General features: G+C 71.7%; 17 protein-coding genes and 1 pseudogene. 5 read left to right on the top strand and 13 right to left on the bottom strand.

Going from position 1 to position 18,970, the window contains the following annotated elements; translation table 11 throughout:
• Positions 1-663: pseudogene (locus ACWDSL_RS24120) on the bottom strand (hypothetical protein); the annotation flags it as partial.
• A 102-nt stretch (positions 664-765) separates the two neighbouring features.
• Between ACWDSL_RS24120 and ACWDSL_RS24125 the strand changes: the two are divergent.
• On the top strand, positions 766-2,799 hold the full coding sequence (locus ACWDSL_RS24125) for a thioredoxin domain-containing protein (RefSeq protein WP_450488609.1): 2,034 nt from the start codon (positions 766-768) through the stop codon (positions 2,797-2,799).
• A 58-nt stretch (positions 2,800-2,857) separates the two neighbouring features.
• Here ACWDSL_RS24125 and ACWDSL_RS24130 read toward each other — a convergent pair whose 3' ends face one another.
• The 3 genes from ACWDSL_RS24130 to trhA form a co-directional block, all read right to left on the bottom strand.
• The gene (locus ACWDSL_RS24130) at positions 2,858-3,469 is read right to left on the bottom strand and encodes a TetR/AcrR family transcriptional regulator (protein ID WP_450488611.1); all 612 of its coding nucleotides are present in this window, start codon (positions 3,467-3,469) and stop codon (positions 2,858-2,860) included.
• Between the two features lie 5 nt (positions 3,470-3,474).
• Complete coding sequence (locus ACWDSL_RS24135; RefSeq protein WP_450488613.1) at positions 3,475-5,079, bottom strand: MFS transporter; 1,605 nt, start codon at positions 5,077-5,079, stop codon at positions 3,475-3,477.
• An 80-nt stretch (positions 5,080-5,159) separates the two neighbouring features.
• The gene (trhA, locus tag ACWDSL_RS24140; RefSeq protein ID WP_450488615.1) at positions 5,160-5,882 is read right to left on the bottom strand and encodes a PAQR family membrane homeostasis protein TrhA; all 723 of its coding nucleotides are present in this window, start codon (positions 5,880-5,882) and stop codon (positions 5,160-5,162) included.
• Between the two features lie 279 nt (positions 5,883-6,161).
• On the opposite strand from trhA, the gene ACWDSL_RS24145 reads away from it, so the two are divergent.
• Positions 6,162-8,012, top strand: a complete 1,851-nt coding sequence (locus tag ACWDSL_RS24145) for a phosphoenolpyruvate carboxykinase (GTP) (RefSeq protein WP_450488617.1) — start codon at positions 6,162-6,164, stop codon at positions 8,010-8,012.
• Between the two features lie 390 nt (positions 8,013-8,402).
• Here ACWDSL_RS24145 and ACWDSL_RS24150 read toward each other — a convergent pair whose 3' ends face one another.
• From ACWDSL_RS24150 to ACWDSL_RS24165, 4 genes are read right to left on the bottom strand one after another with little or no spacing between them, the layout of a single operon-like run.
• Positions 8,403-9,047, bottom strand: coding sequence for a hypothetical protein (locus ACWDSL_RS24150; protein ID WP_450488618.1), 645 nt, complete (start codon positions 9,045-9,047; stop codon positions 8,403-8,405).
• Positions 9,034-10,623 (bottom strand): substrate-binding and vWA domain-containing protein, encoded by a 1,590-nt coding sequence (locus ACWDSL_RS24155; protein WP_450488688.1) that lies wholly within the window; start codon positions 10,621-10,623, stop codon positions 9,034-9,036. The genes ACWDSL_RS24150 and ACWDSL_RS24155 overlap by 14 nt, the downstream gene beginning before the upstream one ends.
• Positions 10,624-10,658: 35 nt before the next feature.
• Positions 10,659-11,837 (bottom strand): toxic anion resistance protein, encoded by a 1,179-nt coding sequence (locus ACWDSL_RS24160; protein WP_450488620.1) that lies wholly within the window; start codon positions 11,835-11,837, stop codon positions 10,659-10,661.
• 21 nt (positions 11,838-11,858) lie between these two features.
• The gene (locus ACWDSL_RS24165) at positions 11,859-12,935 is read right to left on the bottom strand and encodes a hypothetical protein (RefSeq protein WP_450488622.1); all 1,077 of its coding nucleotides are present in this window, start codon (positions 12,933-12,935) and stop codon (positions 11,859-11,861) included.
• 181 nt (positions 12,936-13,116) lie between these two features.
• Between ACWDSL_RS24165 and ACWDSL_RS24170 the strand changes: the two genes are divergently transcribed.
• Positions 13,117-13,716 (top strand): SMI1/KNR4 family protein, encoded by a 600-nt coding sequence (locus tag ACWDSL_RS24170; RefSeq protein ID WP_450488624.1) that lies wholly within the window; start codon positions 13,117-13,119, stop codon positions 13,714-13,716.
• On the opposite strand, the gene ACWDSL_RS24175 is transcribed toward ACWDSL_RS24170, so the two are convergent.
• The 3 genes from ACWDSL_RS24175 to ACWDSL_RS24185 are packed head-to-tail and all read right to left on the bottom strand — an operon-like array spanning position 13,703 to position 15,733.
• Positions 13,703-14,224, bottom strand: a complete 522-nt coding sequence (locus tag ACWDSL_RS24175) for an N-acetyltransferase family protein (RefSeq protein ID WP_450488626.1) — start codon at positions 14,222-14,224, stop codon at positions 13,703-13,705. The genes ACWDSL_RS24170 and ACWDSL_RS24175 overlap by 14 nt on opposite strands.
• Entirely contained in the window at positions 14,151-14,852 is a 702-nt protein-coding gene (locus ACWDSL_RS24180) for a maleylpyruvate isomerase N-terminal domain-containing protein (RefSeq protein WP_450488628.1), read from the bottom strand. Before ACWDSL_RS24180 ends, ACWDSL_RS24175 begins: the two co-directional genes overlap by 74 nt.
• On the bottom strand, positions 14,849-15,733 hold the full coding sequence (locus ACWDSL_RS24185; protein WP_450488630.1) for an NAD(P)-dependent oxidoreductase: 885 nt from the start codon (positions 15,731-15,733) through the stop codon (positions 14,849-14,851). Before ACWDSL_RS24185 ends, ACWDSL_RS24180 begins: the two co-directional genes overlap by 4 nt.
• A 148-nt stretch (positions 15,734-15,881) precedes the next feature.
• Here ACWDSL_RS24185 and ACWDSL_RS24190 point away from each other — a divergent pair, with 148 nt between their 5' ends.
• Positions 15,882-16,865, top strand: a complete 984-nt coding sequence (locus tag ACWDSL_RS24190) for a GlxA family transcriptional regulator (RefSeq protein ID WP_450488690.1) — start codon at positions 15,882-15,884, stop codon at positions 16,863-16,865.
• Here ACWDSL_RS24190 and ACWDSL_RS24195 read toward each other — a convergent pair.
• Positions 16,850-17,929 carry an alkene reductase gene (locus ACWDSL_RS24195; protein WP_450488632.1) on the bottom strand — a complete coding sequence of 360 codons (1,080 nt, stop codon included), beginning with the start codon at positions 17,927-17,929 and terminating at the stop codon, positions 16,850-16,852. The two genes, ACWDSL_RS24190 and ACWDSL_RS24195, sit on opposite strands and share 16 nt — an antisense overlap.
• Positions 17,930-18,062: 133 nt before the next feature.
• On the opposite strand from ACWDSL_RS24195, the gene ACWDSL_RS24200 reads away from it, so the two are divergent.
• A complete protein-coding gene (locus ACWDSL_RS24200) occupies positions 18,063-18,440 on the top strand; it encodes a MerR family transcriptional regulator (protein ID WP_450488634.1) in 378 nt (125 codons plus the stop codon).
• Positions 18,441-18,447: 7 nt separating this feature from the next.
• Here the strand turns inward: ACWDSL_RS24200 and ACWDSL_RS24205 are convergent, their stop codons facing one another.
• On the bottom strand, positions 18,448-18,960 hold the full coding sequence (locus ACWDSL_RS24205) for an O-acetyl-ADP-ribose deacetylase (protein WP_450488636.1): 513 nt from the start codon (positions 18,958-18,960) through the stop codon (positions 18,448-18,450).
• Positions 18,961-18,970 lie beyond the last annotated feature (10 nt).

The raw sequence follows: 18,970 nt of genomic DNA on the forward strand, positions 1-18,970 counted from the left end.
CCCCGCGGAGCTCGCGCGCCCGCCGGAGCCCGCGCGGCCCGCGTCGCCCTTGCCCGAGCCGGACCCGGCGCCCGCGGTGGAGCGGGCGGGCCGGTCGGTGCCGCCGCTGCCGCGGATGGCGGCCGTCGTCATCCGGTGCCGGTCGACGAACGGCCGGATGCCGCGCACCTCCACGGCCGTCAGCCACTGGAGCCTCAGCTGCTCGGCCCCGCCCGGCTGGTTGCGCAGCGCGGCCCGGCGGTGGGCGGCGGGCCAGTGGCCGGCCGTGAGCCCCACGACCGCGGCCGCCGAGCCGGCCACCGCCGCGGTCACGCCCGCGCCCAGCGCCGTGGCCGCCGAGGTGCCCCAGGACAGGTCCGCGCCGAAGGCGCCGGCGGCCGCGACCGCGGTGGCCAGCATCGGCGGGCCCAGCTGCCGGCGCGTCAGCCGCGACGACAGCGGCCGGCTCTCGGCCTCCGACTCCTCCAGCGCGCGCAGATACGCCCCGTACTCCTCGGCGGCCGTCGCCGCCATGCTGTCCAGCGCGGCCCGCGCGCGACCCAGCAGCACCCCGCCGTCGGTCCGCCCGCCGGAGCGCCGCACCTCCTCCTCGACGGCGCGCGCGAGCAGCCGCTCGACCTCTCCACGATGACTGTCCCGCAGCGCGGTCGGTGATCCCGGCATCTTCGTCCCCCTCCTGCCAGCATCAAGTGTTCCGTTTCTGGCTCATATCCGGCAGGCCTGTGGATAACTCGCCCTCGCCATGAGTTGAGGGAGGATGGGGGCATGCCGAACCGTCTGGCGCATGAGACATCTCCGTACCTTCTCCAGCACGCGGACAATCCGGTCGACTGGCGGCCGTGGTCCGACGACGCCTTCGAGGAGGCCCGCCGCCGCGGTGTGCCCGTGCTGCTGAGCGTCGGCTATTCGAGCTGTCACTGGTGCCATGTCATGGCCCGTGAATCCTTCGAGGACGAGGCGACCGCCGACTACCTCAACGCGCACTTCGTGTCCGTGAAGGTCGACCGCGAGGAGCGGCCGGACGTCGACGCCGTCTACATGGAGGCCGTGCAGGCCGCCACCGGCCAGGGCGGCTGGCCGATGACGGTCTTCCTGACCCCCGAGGCCGAGCCCTTCTACTTCGGCACGTACTTCCCGCCGGCGCCGCGCCACGGCATGCCGTCCTTCCGGCAGGTCCTCGAGGGCGTGCAGTCCGCATGGGCGGACCGCCGTGACGAGGTGAAGGACGTGGCCGAGCGCATCGTGCGGGACCTCGCCGAGCGCGGCGGGGCCTCCCTGGCCTACGGGGCCGCCCAGCCGCCGGGGCCCGAGGATCTGCACACCGCGCTGATGGCGCTGACCCGCGAATTCGACGCCGTGCACGGCGGTTTCGGGGGCGCGCCCAAGTTCCCGCCGTCCATGGTGCTGGAGTTCCTGCTGCGCCACCACGCCCGTACGGGCTCGGAGGGCGCGCTCCAGATGGTCCAGGCGACCTGCGAGGCGATGGCCCGCGGCGGCATCTACGACCAGCTCGGCGGCGGGTTCGCGCGCTACGCGGTCGACGCGACCTGGACCGTGCCGCACTTCGAGAAGATGCTCTATGACAATGCGCTTCTGTGTCGTGTTTATGCGCATTTGTGGCGGGCCACTGGGTCGGACCTCGCCCGCCGCGTCGCCGTGGAGACCGCCGACTTCCTGGTCCGCGAGCTGCGCACCGAACAAGGCGGATTCGCCTCCGCCCTCGACGCCGACAGCGACGACGGCAAGGGCGGGCACGCCGAGGGCGCGTACTACGTGTGGACCTCGGAGCAGCTGAGCGAGGTGCTGGGGGAGAAGGACGCCGAGCTCGCCGCCGAGTTCTTCGGCGTGACCGAGGAAGGCAACTTCGAGCAGGGCGCCTCCGTGCTGCGGCTCCCCGACCGCGAGGCGCTGGCCGACGCCGGGCGTGTCGCCTCCGTACGGGAGCGGCTGCTGGCGGCGCGCGGGCAGCGGCCGCGCCCCGGCCGCGACGACAAGGTCGTCGCCGCGTGGAACGGCCTGGCGGTCGCCGCGCTCGCCGAGACCGGCGCGTACTTCGACCGCCCCGACCTCGTCGAGGCCGCGACCGAGGCCGCCGACCTGCTGGTGCGCGTCCACCTGGACGAGCGCGGGCGGCTCGCCCGCACCTCCCTGGACGGCACCGCCGGATCCCATGCGGGTGTCCTGGAGGACTACGCGGATGTCGCCGAGGGCTTCCTCGCGCTGTCCTCCGTCACCGGCGAGGGCGCCTGGGTCGAGCTCGCGGGCCTGCTGCTGGACACCGTGCAGGGCCACTTCGCCGCCGAGGACGGCATGCTGTACGACACCGCCGACGACGCCGAGGCGCTGATCCGCCGCCCCCAGGACCCGACGGACAACGCCGCGCCCTCGGGCTGGACGGCCGCGGCCGGGGCTCTGCTGTCGTACGCCGCCGTCACCGGCGAGGACCGCCCCCGGGAGGCGGCCGAGCGCGCGCTCGGGGTGGTGCAGGCGCTCGGGGCGCGGGTGCCGCGGTTCATCGGCTGGGGGCTCGCGGTGGCCGAGGCGCTGCTCGACGGGCCGCGCGAGGTGGCTGTCGTCGGCCCCGGCGACGACCCGGCGACCCGCGCCCTGCACCGGGCCGCCCTCCTGGGCACCGCGCCCGGGGCGGTGGTCGCGGTCGGCGAGCCCGGCTCCCGGGAGGTGCCGCTGCTGCTGGACCGCCCGCTGCTGGAAGGGCGGCCGGCGGCGTACGTATGCCGCCGGTTCACCTGTGACGCGCCCACGGCGGACGCGGGGGCGCTGGCGGGGAAGCTGGGGTAACCGCCCCGGTCTGGGGTAACCCCCGGGCCCGGGGTAGCGCCCGGGCCCGGAGCGGGGGCTACAGGGGCAGGCCGCGGGCCAGGATGTCCAGCGCGCGGTCGATCTCCTTCTCGATGTCCTCGATCCGCCCGCGGTCGAAGCAGTAGAAGACCGCTTCCTGCACCGCCCCGAGGACGGCCGCCACGACCACCCGCACATCGAGGTCGTCCGCCGCCCGTCCGCTGCGCTCGGCCATCACCTCGCCGAGCATGTCGCGGGTCTGGGTCATGCCCTCGCTCATCCGTGCGCGCAGCGCGGGGACCTGCCGGATCAGGGTCAGCCTGATCTCCAACTCCCCGCGGGCGTCCTCGGCGTACTGGCGGATCAGATCGATGAGGGCGCGCCGCAGGGAGGCCACCGGCGGCTCGTCGAGGGGGCGGGCGCGCAGCGCCTCCAGGATGAGCGGGTCGTACTCGTCCGTGAGGACGATGTCCTCCTTGGTGGGGAAGTAGCGGAAGACCGTGCTCGGGGAGACCTCCGCGGCCTCCGCGATCTGGTCGACCGGGGTGGCGTCGTACCCCTGTTCCTGGAAGAGCCGGTACGCGGCGCGCCGGATCGCCTGCCGGGTCTGGATCTTCTTGCGCTCACGCAGTCCGAGCTTGGGCGGGGCTGTGGGGGTGGTACGTGCCATGAAACTCATTGTCGGGCATCAGTGCGCTCCTGGGCCATGGCCGGTGCCTCGGTGTCCGGCCCGTCCTGCGTTTCTTGGGCGTCCCGCTGTGCGTCCGGCTGTGCGTTCCGGGCGCCCCGACCCGGCATGAAGAGCGCCGTCAGGACGGCCGCGGCCAGCGAGACGGCGGCGGTGACCAGCAGGGTGAGGTCCATACCGTGGACGAAGGCGCGGTCGGCGGAGGCCGCGAGCTCGGGGCTGTGCAGGCGCTCGGCCAGCAGCCGGGCGGCGATGACCGAGTCGCCGGCGACATCCGCCGCGCCCGGCGGCAGTCCGGTGGTGTCCAGCCGGTCGTCGTACGCGACCGCGAGCAGGCTGCCGAGCAGGGCGATCCCGAGGGCGCCGCCGACCTGCCGGAGCGTCATGAGGAGCCCCGAGCCGGTGCCCTCGCGGTCCTTGGGCAGCGAGCCGAGGGCCGCGTCCATGGCCGGGACGATGCCGAAGCCGAAGCCCAGGCCGGTGAGCGTCAGCCAGAGCGCGGTCATGCCGTAGCCGTCGTCCACCTGGGTGCGCGAGCCGAGGAACGCGGCCGCGGCGATCACCAGCAGCCCGCCGGCGATGACGGGCCGGGCCCCGAAGCGCGCGGCGAGCGGGGCGGCCGTCCGGGCGGAGATCAGCAGTCCGCCCATCATGGGCAGCAGCCGCAGCCCGGTGCCGAAGGCGTCGTAGCCGACTACGGCCTGGAGGTACTGCGGCAGGACGAACAGCAGGCCCAGCAGGCAGAAGCTCACCAGTGTGGCGGTGACGGCGCTCCACAGGAAGGCGGGCCGGCGCAGCAGAGGCAGGTCGAGCATGGGGCGTACGGCCTGTCGCTCGCGCAGTACGAGGCCGGTCAGCAGTGCGGCCGACGCGGCGAACATGGTGCAGATGAGCGGGTCGGACCAGCCCCGGTGCGGGGCCTCGATGAAGCCGTAGACGAGCGTGGCGAGCCCGCCGGCGCTCAGCGCGGTGCTGACGACATCGACCTTGGGGGCGGCCGGGTCGCGGGACTCGGGGAGCAGGAACAGGCAGACGACCATGGCGATCGCGGCCATGGGGATGTTGATCAGGAAGACCGAGCCCCACCAGAAGTGGTCCAGGAGCCAGCCGCCGACCAGCGGTCCCAGCGGCATGCCGAGCGCCGCGGCCGCGCTGAGGGCCCCGATGGCCTTGGCGCGTTCCTCGGGGCCGAAGAAGGTGGGCACGACGGCCAGGGACAGCGGCGAGACCAGCGCGGCGCCCAGGCCCATGAGCACGCGGGCGGCGATGACGAGGGCCGCGGAGTCCACGAGGGTGCCGACGACCGAGCCGACCAGGAAGATTCCCAGGCCCGTCACCAGCATCGCGCGGCGGCCGAACCGGTCGCCGAGGAGACCGGCAGGGAGCATTCCGGCGGCGAAGACGAGGGTGTACGAGTCGGCGATCCACTGCTGTTCGCCGGTGTCGGCGCCGAGCGCCGTGGCCATCTGTGGCAGGGCGATGTTGAGGATCGTCGTATCGAAGCCGAGTACGAGCAGGGCCGCGACGAGGGCCCCGAGCGCCCACCAGCGACGCGGATCCGGGACACCCCGGGCATCCGAAACAGCAGACAAGGCACACCTCCGAGAGTTACCGTCAAGTGACAGTAACTCTCAAAAGATGTGGGCTGTCAATCGATAGCCAGTGGCGGGAGTCAGGCGTGCTGATAGGCCACCAGGGAAATGCCCACGTAGTGGACGACGAAGGCGGCCAGCGTGAGGGAGTGGAACACCTCGTGGAAGCCGAACCAGCGCGGTGAGGGGTTGGGGCGCTTGGTGCCGTAGACCACCGCGCCCACGCTGTAGAGCAGCCCGCCGACGACGATCAGCGTCATCACGGCAATGCCGCCGGTGCGCAGGAAGTCGGGCAGGAAGAAGACCGCGGCCCAGCCCAGGGCGATATAGCAGGGGGTGTAGAGCCAGCGCGGGGCGCCGACCCAGAAGACCCGGAAGGCGATCCCGGCGAGCGCCCCCGCCCACACCAGCCACAGCATCAACTCCTGCTTGCCGTCGGGCAGAAGCAGCAGCGTGAAGGGCGTATAGGTGCCCGCGATGATCAGGAAGATATTGGCGTGGTCCAGCCGGCGCAGCACGGCCGCGGCGCGCGGCCCCCAGTCGCCCCGGTGGTAGAGGGCGCTCACGCCGAACAGCGCGCAGGCGGTGAGGGTGTAGATGCCGCAGGCCAGCCGTCCGCGCGGGCTGTCCGCGAGGGCGGTGAGGACCACGCCGGCGATGAGCGCGGCGGGGAACATCCCGGCATGCAGCCATCCACGCAGTCGTGGCTTGACGGGGGCCGGCGGATCCGCCGGGGGCCCTGTCGTGGTGTCAACCGGAGCGTCAACGGCGGGATCGGGCACGGCGGCAGTCATGGCGCACATGCTACCTACGCCACCGTAGGTTACCCCCCTGTTTCGAGTGGTGATGGTCACCCTGTGCCCACTGGACAGATTGCCCGAGCCGTCGGATGATCAAATGAGCGCGGTCGGCACCGGATGAGCTGAGCATCCGGGTCGCAGCCCCCAAGGGGTAGCTGTCTCCATAACTCCCAAAACTCCTGAACGTCGAAAAACGCATAGGGCGGGTATGAGTGCACATATCCGGCCAAACCCTCAATCAGTGACGCCGGACCGGAGCGGTCCCGGCGGAATGGAGCGATCGTGGCGCCCAGCAATGTGGCTTCCTCAACCACCGCAGCCCCCACCAGCCACCAGGAGCTGATCTCCTGGGTCGGCGAGATCGCCGAGCTCACCCAGCCCGACCGGGTGGTGTGGTGCGACGGCTCGGAGGCGGAGTACGAGCGACTGTGCGCGGAGCTCGTGGAGAAGGGAACGTTCCAGCGGCTCGATCCGATCAAGCGGCCGAACTCGTACTACGCCGCCTCCGACCCCACGGACGTGGCGCGCGTCGAGGACCGCACCTTCATATGCTCCGAGCGTGAGCAGGACGCGGGCCCGACCAACCACTGGAAACACCCGGACGAAATGCGCGCCATCTTTTGCGGGGAAGAAGGCAGTTTCTCCGGGGAGCAGGGCGTCTTCCGGGGTTCGATGCGCGGCCGGACCATGTACGTGGTGCCGTTCTGCATGGGCCCGCTCGGCTCGCCGCTGTCCGCGATCGGCGTGGAGATCACCGACTCCGCGTACGTCGCCGTCTCCATGCGCACCATGACCCGCATGGGCCAGGACGTCCTCGACGTCCTCGGTGACCAGGGCTTCTTCGTCAAGGCCGTGCACACCCTCGGCGCCCCGCTGGAGGCCGGTCAGGCCGACGTCCCCTGGCCGTGCAACAGCACCAAGTACATCTCCCACTTCCCCGAGAGCCGGGAGATCTGGTCGTACGGCTCCGGCTACGGCGGCAACGCGCTGCTCGGCAAGAAGTGCTACGCGCTGCGCATCGCCTCCGTCATGGCCCGCGACGAGGGCTGGCTCGCCGAGCACATGCTGATCCTCAAGCTCACCCCGCCGCGCGGAGAGGCCAAGTACGTCGCGGCGGCCTTCCCCAGCGCCTGCGGCAAGACCAACCTCGCCATGCTGGAGCCGACCATCCACGGCTGGACGGTCGAGACCATCGGCGACGACATCGCCTGGATGCGGTTCGGCGAGGACGGCCAGCTGTACGCGATCAACCCCGAGGCGGGCTTCTTCGGCGTCGCGCCCGGCACCGGTGAGCACACCAACGCCAACGCCATGAAGACCCTGTGGGGCAACTCGGTCTTCACCAACGTCGCGCTCACCGACGACGGCGACGTGTGGTGGGAGGGCATGACCGAGGACGCGCCCGCGCACCTCACCGACTGGAAGGGCAACGACTGGACGCCCGAGTCCGGCACCCCCGCCGCCCACCCCAACGCCCGCTTCACCGTGCCCGCCGGACAGTGCCCGATCATCGCGCCCGAGTGGGAGGACCCCAAGGGCGTGCCGATCTCGGCGATCCTCTTCGGCGGCCGGCGCGCCAGCGCGGTGCCGCTGGTCACCGAGTCCTTCGACTGGCAGCACGGCGTCTTCCTCGGCGCCAACGTGGCCAGCGAGAAGACCGCCGCGGCCGAGGGCAAGGTCGGCGAGCTGCGCCGCGACCCGTTCGCCATGCTGCCGTTCTGCGGCTACAACATGGGCGACTACATGGCCCACTGGGTGAAGGTCGGCAAGACCGCCGACCAGGCCAAGCTGCCGAAGATCTACTACGTGAACTGGTTCCGCAAGGACGCCGGCGGCCGGTTCGTATGGCCGGGCTTCGGCGAGAACAGCCGTGTGCTCAAGTGGATCGTCGACCGCCTCGACGGCAAGGCCGAGGGCGTGGAGACCGCGATCGGCGTGCTGCCGACCCGCGAGGCGCTGGACACCGAGGGCCTGGACATCCCCGACGCCGACCTCGACCTGCTGCTGACCGTCGACAAGGACGTATGGCGCGAGGAGGCGGCGCTGGTCCCCGACCACCTGCGCACCTTCGGCGACCACACGCCGCAGGAGATGTGGGACGAGCACCGCGCGCTCGTCGAGCGTCTGGGCTGAGCGACAGCTCCGCCGTTTCAGGCAAAGGGCCCCGCACCCATGTGCGGGGCCCCGCCTCGTTGTTCGCGCGTCAGAGGCCGTTTCGCGTCAGACGCCGTTCGCGTCAGGCGCCGTTGGAGACCAGCTTCCTGATGCCACGCAGATCCGCGGCCGTGAACTTGCCGCCGTTGCTGTGCGGGGCGCAGTCAATCGCCTCTGCTCCGCTCCGGTGGAGCTGGACGCAAGCGACGTGTTGCAGCCAGTGCCGCCCGTTGTGCAAGCTCGTCGATTTATCGACGAGCAGTTGACCAGAAACATGATGTAGTGCTCGGCCCGGCCTGGGCACCTCCCAGCGGTAGGTGGGGGCGCGTGCCAGGGCGGCGCGCGGGTCAAACCTTGGCTGACGCGGCACTAGCTGTTGCGCCCCCGGTCCTCCAGGTACTGCGTATGCGTCTGCTGACGGCGGGCCTCCGCCTCCCGCAGGGCCGAGGCCATCGCGTTCGCCTCGTCGAACAGCAGCGTCAGCTGGCGCTCCAGATGGCGCTCGGGCGGGTCAGCGCCCGGGGTGAGCCGGGTCCACCAGCGGGTGCGGGCGTATGTGTCGACGGCCTCGGGCACGTCGTGGCGGATGATCCGCGACAGCGCGTACGTCCCCTCCGGGTCGAGCATCAGCGCCTCGCCCGCCAGCTCCGGGTCGAGCAGCGCTGCCAGCAGCCCGTCCAGCTCGGTGAGCCGGCCGGAGGCCGCGGGCGGCAGTTCGACTTCGCCGAGATAGTCCCGCAGCCGCGTGAAGTCCTCCCGCAGGGCGTCCAGTTCCCGGGCCGGGTCGGCGAAGTCCGGCGCCGCGGGCCGCTCGGGCGGGGCGATCAGCGCGCCCGCGCCGTACAGGCCGACCACCACCACCGGCCAGTAGGCGCCCGCGAGGCCGGTGAAGGTGAGGGCCAGGCCCGCGACCCCCGCCGCGCTGCCGGCGATGTTCTTACGGGACTCCAGATAGCGCAGGACCTTATTGGTCGCACCGGCCTTCTTGGCCCCACTCGCCTTATTGGTAGCCACGGATCTCCTCGAAGGCCTGGTCCAGCGAGCTCTTGGTCGCGTCGAAGAGCCGGCCGCCGGTGAGGGAGGCGATGCTCTCCAGCTCGCCGCGGTCGGAGTCGCCGAAGAGGATCGGGAAGACAGGGGTCGTCCGCTGCGCCCCGGGCAGGCGCCGGTAGAAGGACTCGAAGTCGTCGGCGGAGTCCCCGGCCGTGTTCTCCCCGTCCGTCATCAGCACGATCGAGGTGAAACGGTCGTCCCCGAGGGCCGAGGCGCGTTCGGCGAGATGGCGGTACGCCTCCCGCAGACTGCTGAAGATCGCGGTCTCCCCGTCGGCGGTCAGCGCCTTGGCGTCCGCGCGGATCGCGGCGAGCGCCTTGCCCGGGTCGGCCTCGGGCACCGTATGCGTACGGACCACCTTCACCTCGGAGCCGAAGGGCATCAGCGTCACTTCCTCCCGGTCCCGGAACCGCTCCCCGGTGGCCGCGCCGTCCGCGCCGGCCAGCTGGGTCAGCGCCGCCTTGAGCCGGTCGAGCCGGTCGCCCTCCATCGAGCCGGAGGTGTCCAGTACGTACACCGTCCGCGAGGGCCGCCGCAGCTCGTTCTCGTACGCGGCGAGCAGCCCGTCGGCCACCGACCGGGTGCCAGGGAAGGGCAGTTCGCGCCGCTTGGCGGCGGACAGCGGGGCGGCGGGCCGTACGGAGGTGACGACGGGCCGCCGGAAGGTCCGCTCGGTCAGCATCCGCTGGGCCTCGGCGGACCGCAGATACTCGGTGAGCGCGCGGACCGAGTCCCGCGCGTCCTGGGGCGCGGAGGCGAGCGCGGTGAGCGGGTAGTCGGCGGTCACCACTCCGTCCTGGGGGCGGATCACCGTCAGGTCGGTGTGGTGGTCGCGGTTCAGGGACAGCAGGACGGACTCGTAGTTGATCAGGGCGTCCACGTCGCCGCGCCGGGTGTACGCCTGGGCCAGCCACCCCGACGAGCCGGACGTCAGCTTCTGCCCCGCGAAGAACTCCTTCAGCTTCGGCGTGACCTTCCGTACGTCCGCGTCGCGCAGCGCCGACTGGGCGCCGGACAGCCCCGAGGCGATCGAGATGAGCGCCGAGAAGCCGGAGTTGGAACGCACCGGGTCGGTCATCCCGTACGTCAGCTTCCCGTCGGCCACCGCTTGGTGGATCCGGGCCCAGGTGACCTGGTCCGGATGCCAGCCCAGCCGCCGCACCACGTCCGCCTTGACACCGAGGGCGACCGGCGAGGTCATCACCGGCGTCTCCGAGGTGATCTTCTTGGCGGTCTCCGGGCGCAGCCGCAGATAGTCGTTGGACGACAGCCAGATCGCCTCGTACGCCCCGTCGGCCTTCCCGGAAGCCACCCGCTCGACCGCGTCCTGGGTGCCCGACCAGGTGGCCTCGACGGTGACGCCGGTCGCCTCGCGCGCCGCGTCCAGCACCGGCTTCATATCCGTCAGCTCGCTGCTCGCCAGGATCCGCAGCGTGCCGGGGGCGCGCTTACCGCCCCCCTTCTTGTCCTCGTCTTCCGAATCTTCCGAGGTGCAGGCGGCGCTCACCGGCAGCACGGCGGCCAGGCCGAGGGCCATAAAGGCGCGCCGGGGCACCCCGCGAGGAGATGGGTTCACTGCAGGCTCCCCTCGGCCGCGCTCGCCGAGCGGGTGCGCTCCAGATACGCGCTCGCCTGCTGCAACTCGTCCGTCAGGGCCTCCACCGTCGTCGCCATCGACTCGGTCGCCCGCGCCTTGTAGGTGTCGATCGCGTCCAGCGTCCGGTAGATCTGCTGGAACGCGCCGCGCAGCGTCTCCACACCCACCGCCGGGTCGGCCGCGATCCGCTGGATCTCGCCGCTCTGGGTGGCCAGCATCTCCGCATTGCCCCGGATCAGGTCCTCGGTCGTCCCGCGCAGGGCGTTGACCTGCTCGGTCACCTTGCGCTGGCTCTCCAGCGCGGAGGACAGCATCACCGCGATGCGCAGCGCCGAGACGGTGGTGGTCGCGGCCCGGTCGACGCCCTTGATCAGCTCCTCGTTGTTACGGCGTACGACGTCCATCGCCAGATACCCCTGCGCGCACACCGCGAGCTGCGTCAGCAGGTCCTGGTGCTTCTGCCGTACGGGGAAGAGGACATCGGCACGCAGCGCGTCCGCCTGGGTCGGGTCGGTGGCCTCGACGGCCGTGATCTGGCGCTCCACGGCCGTGTCCAGGGCGTCGGCCAGCACCGCGTACTCCTGGAGCTTGCCCATGCTCTCCCAGAGCCGGATGCGCTCGGTGTGCAGGGCGGCGTTGTCGCGGCGCAGCTCGTCCTGGCCGCCGCGCAGCGAGCCGACGATCTTGTTGAGGGTGCCCTGGGCGGAGGCGTACTTGGCGACGTGGTCGCGCAGCTTGTTGCCGCCCGGCAGCTTGGACAGCAGCTTGCGCGCGCCCTTCAGCTGGGTGTCGCGCGGGTCCAGGTCCTCGACGGTGCGGCGCAGTTCGACCAGCGAGGACGACACCCGGGTCTGCGCGTCGCCGTCGCCCTGGGCGAGGGAGCGCACGGTGCGGTCCAGCATCCGGTTGGACTGCTGGGCGGCGCCGCGCATCTCACCCGCGCCGAGCGCGGTGATCTCGCCGATCCGGGTGGCGAACTCGGGGGAGCGGGCGTCCAGGCCGGCCAGCGTGGACACGTACTCGGAGGCGCGGCGCTCCATCTCCTCCCGTGCGGAGTCCTCGACCGGCACCAGACCGGCCGCCTTCTCCTTGGGCACCGGGGCGACGGGCTCGGGCGGGGTGAGGACCAGGTCGTCGGTGTTGTCAGTGGCCATGATGGTCTGTCTCCCTAGGTCCTAGCTCGTCGCTCGTCGCGCGAGGTCCCGCAGCACCTCGGCCTTGGGCACGGGCGCCTGCCGGACCCCGGTCAGCCGCTGGTTGAGGTACGCGGTGTGGGGCGCGGTGGCGGCGATGAACTCGGACGCCGTCCCCTGCGGCCGGAAGCCGTGCCGCACGGCCAGCTCGCGTAGCTTCTTGTCGCCGCTCAGCAGTTCCCCGAGCTTGCGCCCCTCGGGGGTCAGCGGCACCAGGGTGTGGTCGCTGTTGACCGTGACGTCCGGGTAGAGGACGACCATGTCGCCGACGTCCTGCTTCTGCAGCAGCAGCGAGGCGACCTGCGATTCGTAGACCAGGACCAGCGGGTTGGCCGCGCCGCTGATGAAGTCCCGGAACGGGGCGTCGGAGCTGGACTGCTGGGCGCCCTGGACGCTGATGAGCTTCTTCAGCAGCGGGGTGGTCCGGGCGATGTCCGCGTCACTGGCGACGATACGGCCGCCGTTGGCCACGTACGAGGCGGCGGCCAGATACAGCGCGCCCGAGTTGGACTGGGCGGGGTCGGTGCTGGTGATGGACACCACGCCGTTCAGCTCGCTGTACTTCCGCGAGCCCTTGAGCTGCTGCCAGGTGCGGTCCTCCTCGGCGGCCTTGAGATAGGCGCCCATCTTCAGCGTGCCGGTGTTCTTGCCGGCCGTCAGCGTCGCGAGCCCGTTGTCGGCCAGCACCCCGGCCGCGTTGCGATGCGCCACGACCACCAGCGGCGAGTAGAACGGCCGCAGCGGCGTACCGTTCACCCCGGCCTTCCGGGCCAGCTCGGCGGCGGGCGACTCGCTGCTCGGGAAGGCGAAGTCGTACCCCTTGAGCGGAAGGTTCTCCATCGCCCAGGAGCCGGACGTCTCCGTCTTGACGGTCACCCCCTTGTCCGCGAGGGCCTTCACCACATCGGGGTCGGCGAAGAACTCGGCCTTCTCCGACCCGATCACCCCGCGCACGGTCGTCGTTGCCGTGCCCTTGTCCTTATCGCGTCCCGCGACGACGGCGACAACCACGCCACCGATCAACAGAACCGCCAGGACGATTCCGAATATGCGTCTCACGGCGGAAGCGTGCTCGTGGAAACCCACATTCCGGGCTTGATCAGATGACGGGAAGGTGAACTACTGATCGCAGTCCGAAACAGGAATCGGCCATTCTGGAACGGGAGTTGGTGCCGCGGTGACCGGTGGCCGACGGCCATGGCCGGGGCCACTGTCGGACCGGTATGTCACCCTGTGCACCATGAGCGACACCCCGACCGACACCCCGACCGACGACCTGATCGGTACGCAGACCCCGGCACACCGCCTCACCGATCCGGACGAGGCGATCGCCGCGCTGGAGCGCGCCGTGCCCGGCCTGGCGGCCCACCGCCGACCGGAGCCCGCCGTGCTCGACTGGGCGGTGCTGGAGGAGGGCCTGGGCACCCCGCTGCCCGCCGACTACAAGCGCCTCGCCGAGTGCTATCCCGACTTCATCCTTGGCGACTTCCTCCTTCCCAACCTCCCCAGGCCCGGGAAGGAGCGGTACCTGCTCGACGGCATCCGCGAGACGCTGACCGAGGACCTTGTGGACTGGGTGGAACACGACATGACAGCCGGTCTGCGCCCCCACCCTGCGCCGGGCGGGCTGCTGCCGTGGGGGGATTCCAACCAGGGCGACATGTTCCTGTGGAGCACGACCGGCGACGGCCCGGGGGAGTGGCTGGTCACCGTCGCCTCCCACAACGGCGAGTGGTGGCACTACGCGGGCGGTGCCGTCCAGTTCCTCGCGGAGCTGTGCGACGGCACGATCGAACCCTGGGCGCTGCCCTCGGTCGGCCTCGACGTCATCGCGTTGTGACGACCGTGCGGTCGAGCGGCTTGCGGAAGCACACCCGGGCCTGCCCCCGGCCGTCGTAGTCGCTGTGCACGGGCACCCCGTCGACCTCGCGGTCACCCGCCTCGAACTCGAACCCCATGGCCCGGTGAAACGCGATGGACCCGGTGTTCCCCGGCGAGGTGATCGCGCGCACCTCCGTCCGGCCCGCCTCGGCGGCCCGCCGGAAGAAGGCCTCGTAGAGCCCGCGCGCCACGCCCTGCCCGCGCAGCCGGGGGTTCACCCCCACGAAGTGGATATACGCCTCGTGGCCGTTGTCCCCGGAGTAGAAGCCGACCAGGAACGCCTCGACCGCCCCCGCCCCGTCCTCCCGTACCAGGCTGGTGCCGGAGAAGAACTGCAGAAACAGCTTCGGCAGCAGCAGCGACAGCTCGCGGGCCTGCTGGGGTGTGCGGGAGTCACCCCACCACGTCTGTACGCACTCCACCAGCGCGGGGTGGTCGGACACGCGGGCCTGGCGCAGATCTGTCATTCCGGTCTCCTTCGGGCGTTCCGTCCCACTGCCACTCGGCGCGCCGCGGACGGCCGGGAAGCGGGATACGTCCGGTGCACCACAACAGGGTGTCAAACGGGCTGTTGCCCGCCGGGGCACCGGGGAAGAGACGGGTGAGCGCGGCACCGACCGGGCCGTCGGGCGGGGTCCAGGGAAGCCCGAGGGCGCGGGTGATGTCGTAGGTGTGGACGAGCAGTTCGACGATACCCATGGCGGCGAACCCGGCGGGGTCGGAGTGTCCCCAGGGATGCCAGGCGCGCACCTGTGTGGACGTGTCGCGGACGGTGGAGGTGAGAAGGGACGCGGCGATCCCGACCCCCTCCAGACAGGCGGGGACCGGGGCCGCGGGATCGAGCGAGGCGAAGAGCGTGATGTAGCGCTCCTGGGGCCGGGCGATGAGCAGTCCGGCGTAGCCGGTCAGGCCGAGGGCGAGATGGTCGAGGGTCGCCCGGCAGGTCCAGTCGAGGCCGTGGGCCGGGCGTGACCAGTCCTGGTCGGCGGTGGTGAGGAGAGCGGCCAGGCAGTCGTCGGCGGCGGCCGACAGCAGCTCCGCCCAGGGCGCGGCGGTGGCCATCGGTTCCTGGGCGGCCGCGGGCGTCGTGGTCACTGGTCGGCCGCCGGCTTCCTCAGGACCTCGATCACACCCGCGAAGCTGTCCGAGCCGTGGCCCGCGGCCCTGGCCCGCTCCATGGTGGACTTCAGCAGCTGGGGCAGCGCGTTGTCGATGCCCCGGGACGCCGCCGCGTGCAGCAGGTGCTCGATGGCCGCGATCTGTACGTCGATGGTCGCGTCGTCGCCCGGGTAGCGGCCGGCGTCCACCTGCGGTGCGTAGGCGGTGAGGAAGCCGGTCACGGCGGTCAGCCAGCGGATCGCGACCGGGGTGAAGGCCGTGGCCGGCGTCTTCTCCGCGCCGACCAGCGCGGTGCCGTGCAGCCAGCCGGCCATGGTGGACCACATCAGGCCGAGCAGGGCCGCGTCGTAGAGGGAGGCCAGGCCGGGGTCGTCGGACAGGTGCAGGGGGTCGCCCAGGGCCGCCAGGGTCGGCCGGTGGGCTTCGAAGACGGCGTGCGGACCGCTGTAGAGGAACATCATTTCGGGGCTGCCGACGCCGGGCGGGGTGGTCATGATCGCGCCGTCGAGGTAGTCGGCGCCATGGGACCGGGCCCATACGGCCATCTCCTGGGCCTGCTCCGGCGAGCCGGAGGTGAGGTTGACCAGGACCTTGCCCGCGAGGGTGTCGGCGACGGGGTCGAGGACGGTGTGCAGCGCCTCGTAGTCCAGGACGCAGGCGACGACGAGCGGGCTCGCCGCGACCGCCTCCCCGGGCGTCGCGGCCGGGCGGGCGCCCCGGCCGGCCAGCGGCCGGGCCTTGTCCGCCGAGCGGTTCCACACGGTGGTCGGATGGCCGCGGTCCAGCAGCGCGGCGGCAAGCGCCGAGCCCATCGAGCCCAGTCCGATGACCGTGACGGCCTGGTGGTCAGCGTTCAACTCACAACTCCTTGTACGTCCGCGCACAGCGGTTGATCACTCACCACCCACGCTCGCAGCGCCCGGCGGCCGCGGACAGTGACACCGATGACGGCCACCACCAAATTCCTGCCATACGCTGCGAGGCATGAGCGCTGGTTCCGTGGCCGTGGTCGTGACCGAGGAGATCGTGCTCCCCTCCTGGGACCTCTACGAGCTGAGCATCCCCTGCACCGTCTTCGGGAAGGCGCAGTCCGACCTGGCCGACCCCTGGTACGAGCTGATGCTGTGCGGCACGGGAGAGGGTGAGCGACCCAAGGACGCCGACGCCGCCGCCGGCACCGGGCTCGTGCTGCGGACCGGCTACGGCCTCGACGACCTGGTCGGAGCCGACACGGTCATCGTGCCGTCGGTGCCCGACGCCTGTGTCGAAGCGGGCAAACCCCTGCCGGAGGCGCTGATCCTGGCCCTGCGCCGGGCCTGCGACGCGGGCGCCCGCATGGTCTCCCTGTGCACCGGCGCCTTCGCGCTCGCCGAGGCCGGGCTGCTCGACGGGCGGCGCGCCACGGCCCATTGGCAGCACACCGCCCAACTCGCCGAGCGTTACCCGAAGGTGCGGGTCGACGACTCGGTGCTGTACGTGGACGACGGCGACGTGCTCACCAGCGCGGGCCTGACCGCCGGGCTCGACCTCTGCCTCCATCTGGTGCGCCGCGACCTCGGCGCCCATGTCGCGAACCAGTTGGCCCGCCGCATGGTGGTGCCCGCCCACCGGCCCGGCGGCCAGGCCCAGTTCATCGACCTGTCCGTGCCCGCGACCGACGACGACGCACTGGCCCCCGTACTCGACTGGGCCCGGTCCCAGCTCGACCAGCCGCTCACCGTACGGGACTTGGCGCGGCAGGCCGCGATGAGCCCCCGCACGTTCCACCGGCGGCTCCAGGAGGCCACGGGGACGACGCCCTTGCAGTGGCTGCTCACTCAGCGCCTCGGGCGGGCCCAGTCCCTGCTGGAGTCGACCGACCTCCCCATCGAGAAGATCGGCGAACTCAGCGGCCTGGGCACGGCCAACAACCTCCGCCACCACTTCCTCCGGCACATCGGGGTGTCGCCGAGCGAGTACCGGCGGGCCTGGCGTCAGGCCGTGTGCTGATAAGCCGAGTAGGTCAGATAACCCGCGTCGCCGCCCTGGTAGTACGTGGCCTCGTCGGTCGGGGCGATCGGGAGCCCGGTGCGCAGCCGCTCGACCAGGTCGGGGTTGGCGATGAAGGCGCGCCCGAAACTGATGAGCTCGGCCCCAAGACCGAGCCAGTGGTCGGCCTCGGTCCGCCCGGTCTGCTTCGGGCCCATCGGCAGCACCGGGTTCATGATCAGGGTGTTCGGCCACGCACGGCGCAGGCCCATCAACACCTCCTCGTCGACGGTGGCTTCGAGATGCACGTACGCCACCTCAAGCCGGGCCAGCTCGGTCAGCAGCGCGGTGTAGAGCTCTGGAACATCGGCTTCCGTCACGCCCCAGAACGTCCCGCCCGGGGAGAGCCGGATACCGGTCCTGGCCCCGCCGACGGCCTCGACGGTCGCCGACGCCGCCTCGACGGCGAACCGGATCCGGCCCGCGATCGAGCCTCCGTAGCGGTCCGTGCGCAGATTGGCGTTCGAGGAGAGGAACTGCGAGATCAGATAGCCATTGGCGCCGTGCAGCTCGACACCGTCGAAGCCGGCGTCGATGGCGCGGCGGGCGGCCTGGCCGTACGACTGGGCGTGCTCGGGCACCTCGGCGGCCTCCAGGGCGCGCGGCGTCGGCGTGGGCTGGGGCCCGGTCGGGGTGAACACCTCGCCGACGGCGGCGACGGCCGACGGCCCGACCGGGCGCATACCGGTGGTGTCCGGATGCGAGACCCGCCCGCCGTGCATCAGCTGGGCGAAGATCCGACCGCCATTGGCGTGCACGGCGGCGGTCACCGGGCGCCACGCGGCGACCTGCTCGTCGGTGTGCAGCCCCGGCGTACCCGGATTGGACTGCCCGATCAGACTCGGCTGCACGCCTTCGGTCACGATCAGCCCGGCGGTGGCCCGCTGCGCGTAGTACGTCGCCATCGACGGCGTCGCCAGACCGCCGTCGGCGGCCCGGATCCGCGACATCGGGGCCATCACCACCCGGTTGGGCAGCGTCACGTCGCCGAGCCGATAGCTGTCGAAAAGGGTCGTCGTCGTCACGTCGGCTTTCCTCCGCGATCCGCGGCGCCCGCTTCTCGGGCGCTCGGCGGTTACGCTAAAACCTCACATGGATGTCAGAGGCAAGGCTCTGTGCCGCGGGTCACAGTCAGCGGGTCACAACCGGGAGGACGACATGCGCATCGGGGAGCTCGCCGCACGAGCCGAGGTCAGCGTCAGATCCCTGCGCTATTACGAGGAGCAGGGGCTGCTCACCAGCACCCGCAGCGCCAGCGGGCAGCGGCATTACACGGACGACGACGTCGAACGGGTCACGCTCGTCCAGCGGCTGTACGCCGCGGGGCTGTCCAGCCGCACCATCGCCGAACTGCTGCCCTGCGTCGACGCGCCCAGCGAGGAGAATTCCGACGCCGCGCTGGAGCGGATGGCAGAGGAGCACGACCGGCTCTCCCGCCACATCGACGAGCTCATCCACACCCGGGACGCCCTCGAAAGGGTGATGGCCACGGCCCGCGCGTATCGCGAGACCTTGCGGGCAACGGCGGCCTGCTGACCGCGGCCTAACTCGCCTGCGCGGTGAACGCCGCATACGCGCGCTCGTCGAAGAGGACGAACCTGACCTCCTCGACCGCGGTGTCCGCGGCCCGCACCGTCTCGACGGCGATACGGGCGGCGTCCTCCATGGGCCACCGGTAGACGCCGGTCGAGATGGCCGGGAACGCGACCGTACGGGCGCCGAGTTCGTCCGCGACGCGCAGCGATTCGCGAAAACAGGAGACGAGCAGCTCCGAGCGGTCCTCGGAGGCGGACCACACGGGCCCCACGGTGTGGATGACCCAGTCAGCGTGCAGCCGCCCCGCGGTCGTGGCCACGGCCCGCCCCGTCGGCAGCCCCTTGCCGTAGTGGGACGCCCGCAGCGCCCGGCACGCCTCCAGGATCTCGGGGCCGCCCCGGCGGTGGATGGCGCCGTCGACGCCTCCGCCGCCGAGGAGGGAGGAGTTCGCGGCGTTGACGATGGCGTCGACGTGCTGGTCGGTGATGTCGCCGCGGACGAAGGTGATGGCGGTGCTCATGGGGTCATCT

It is taken from the genome of Streptomyces sp. NPDC000941 (assembly GCF_053599555.1).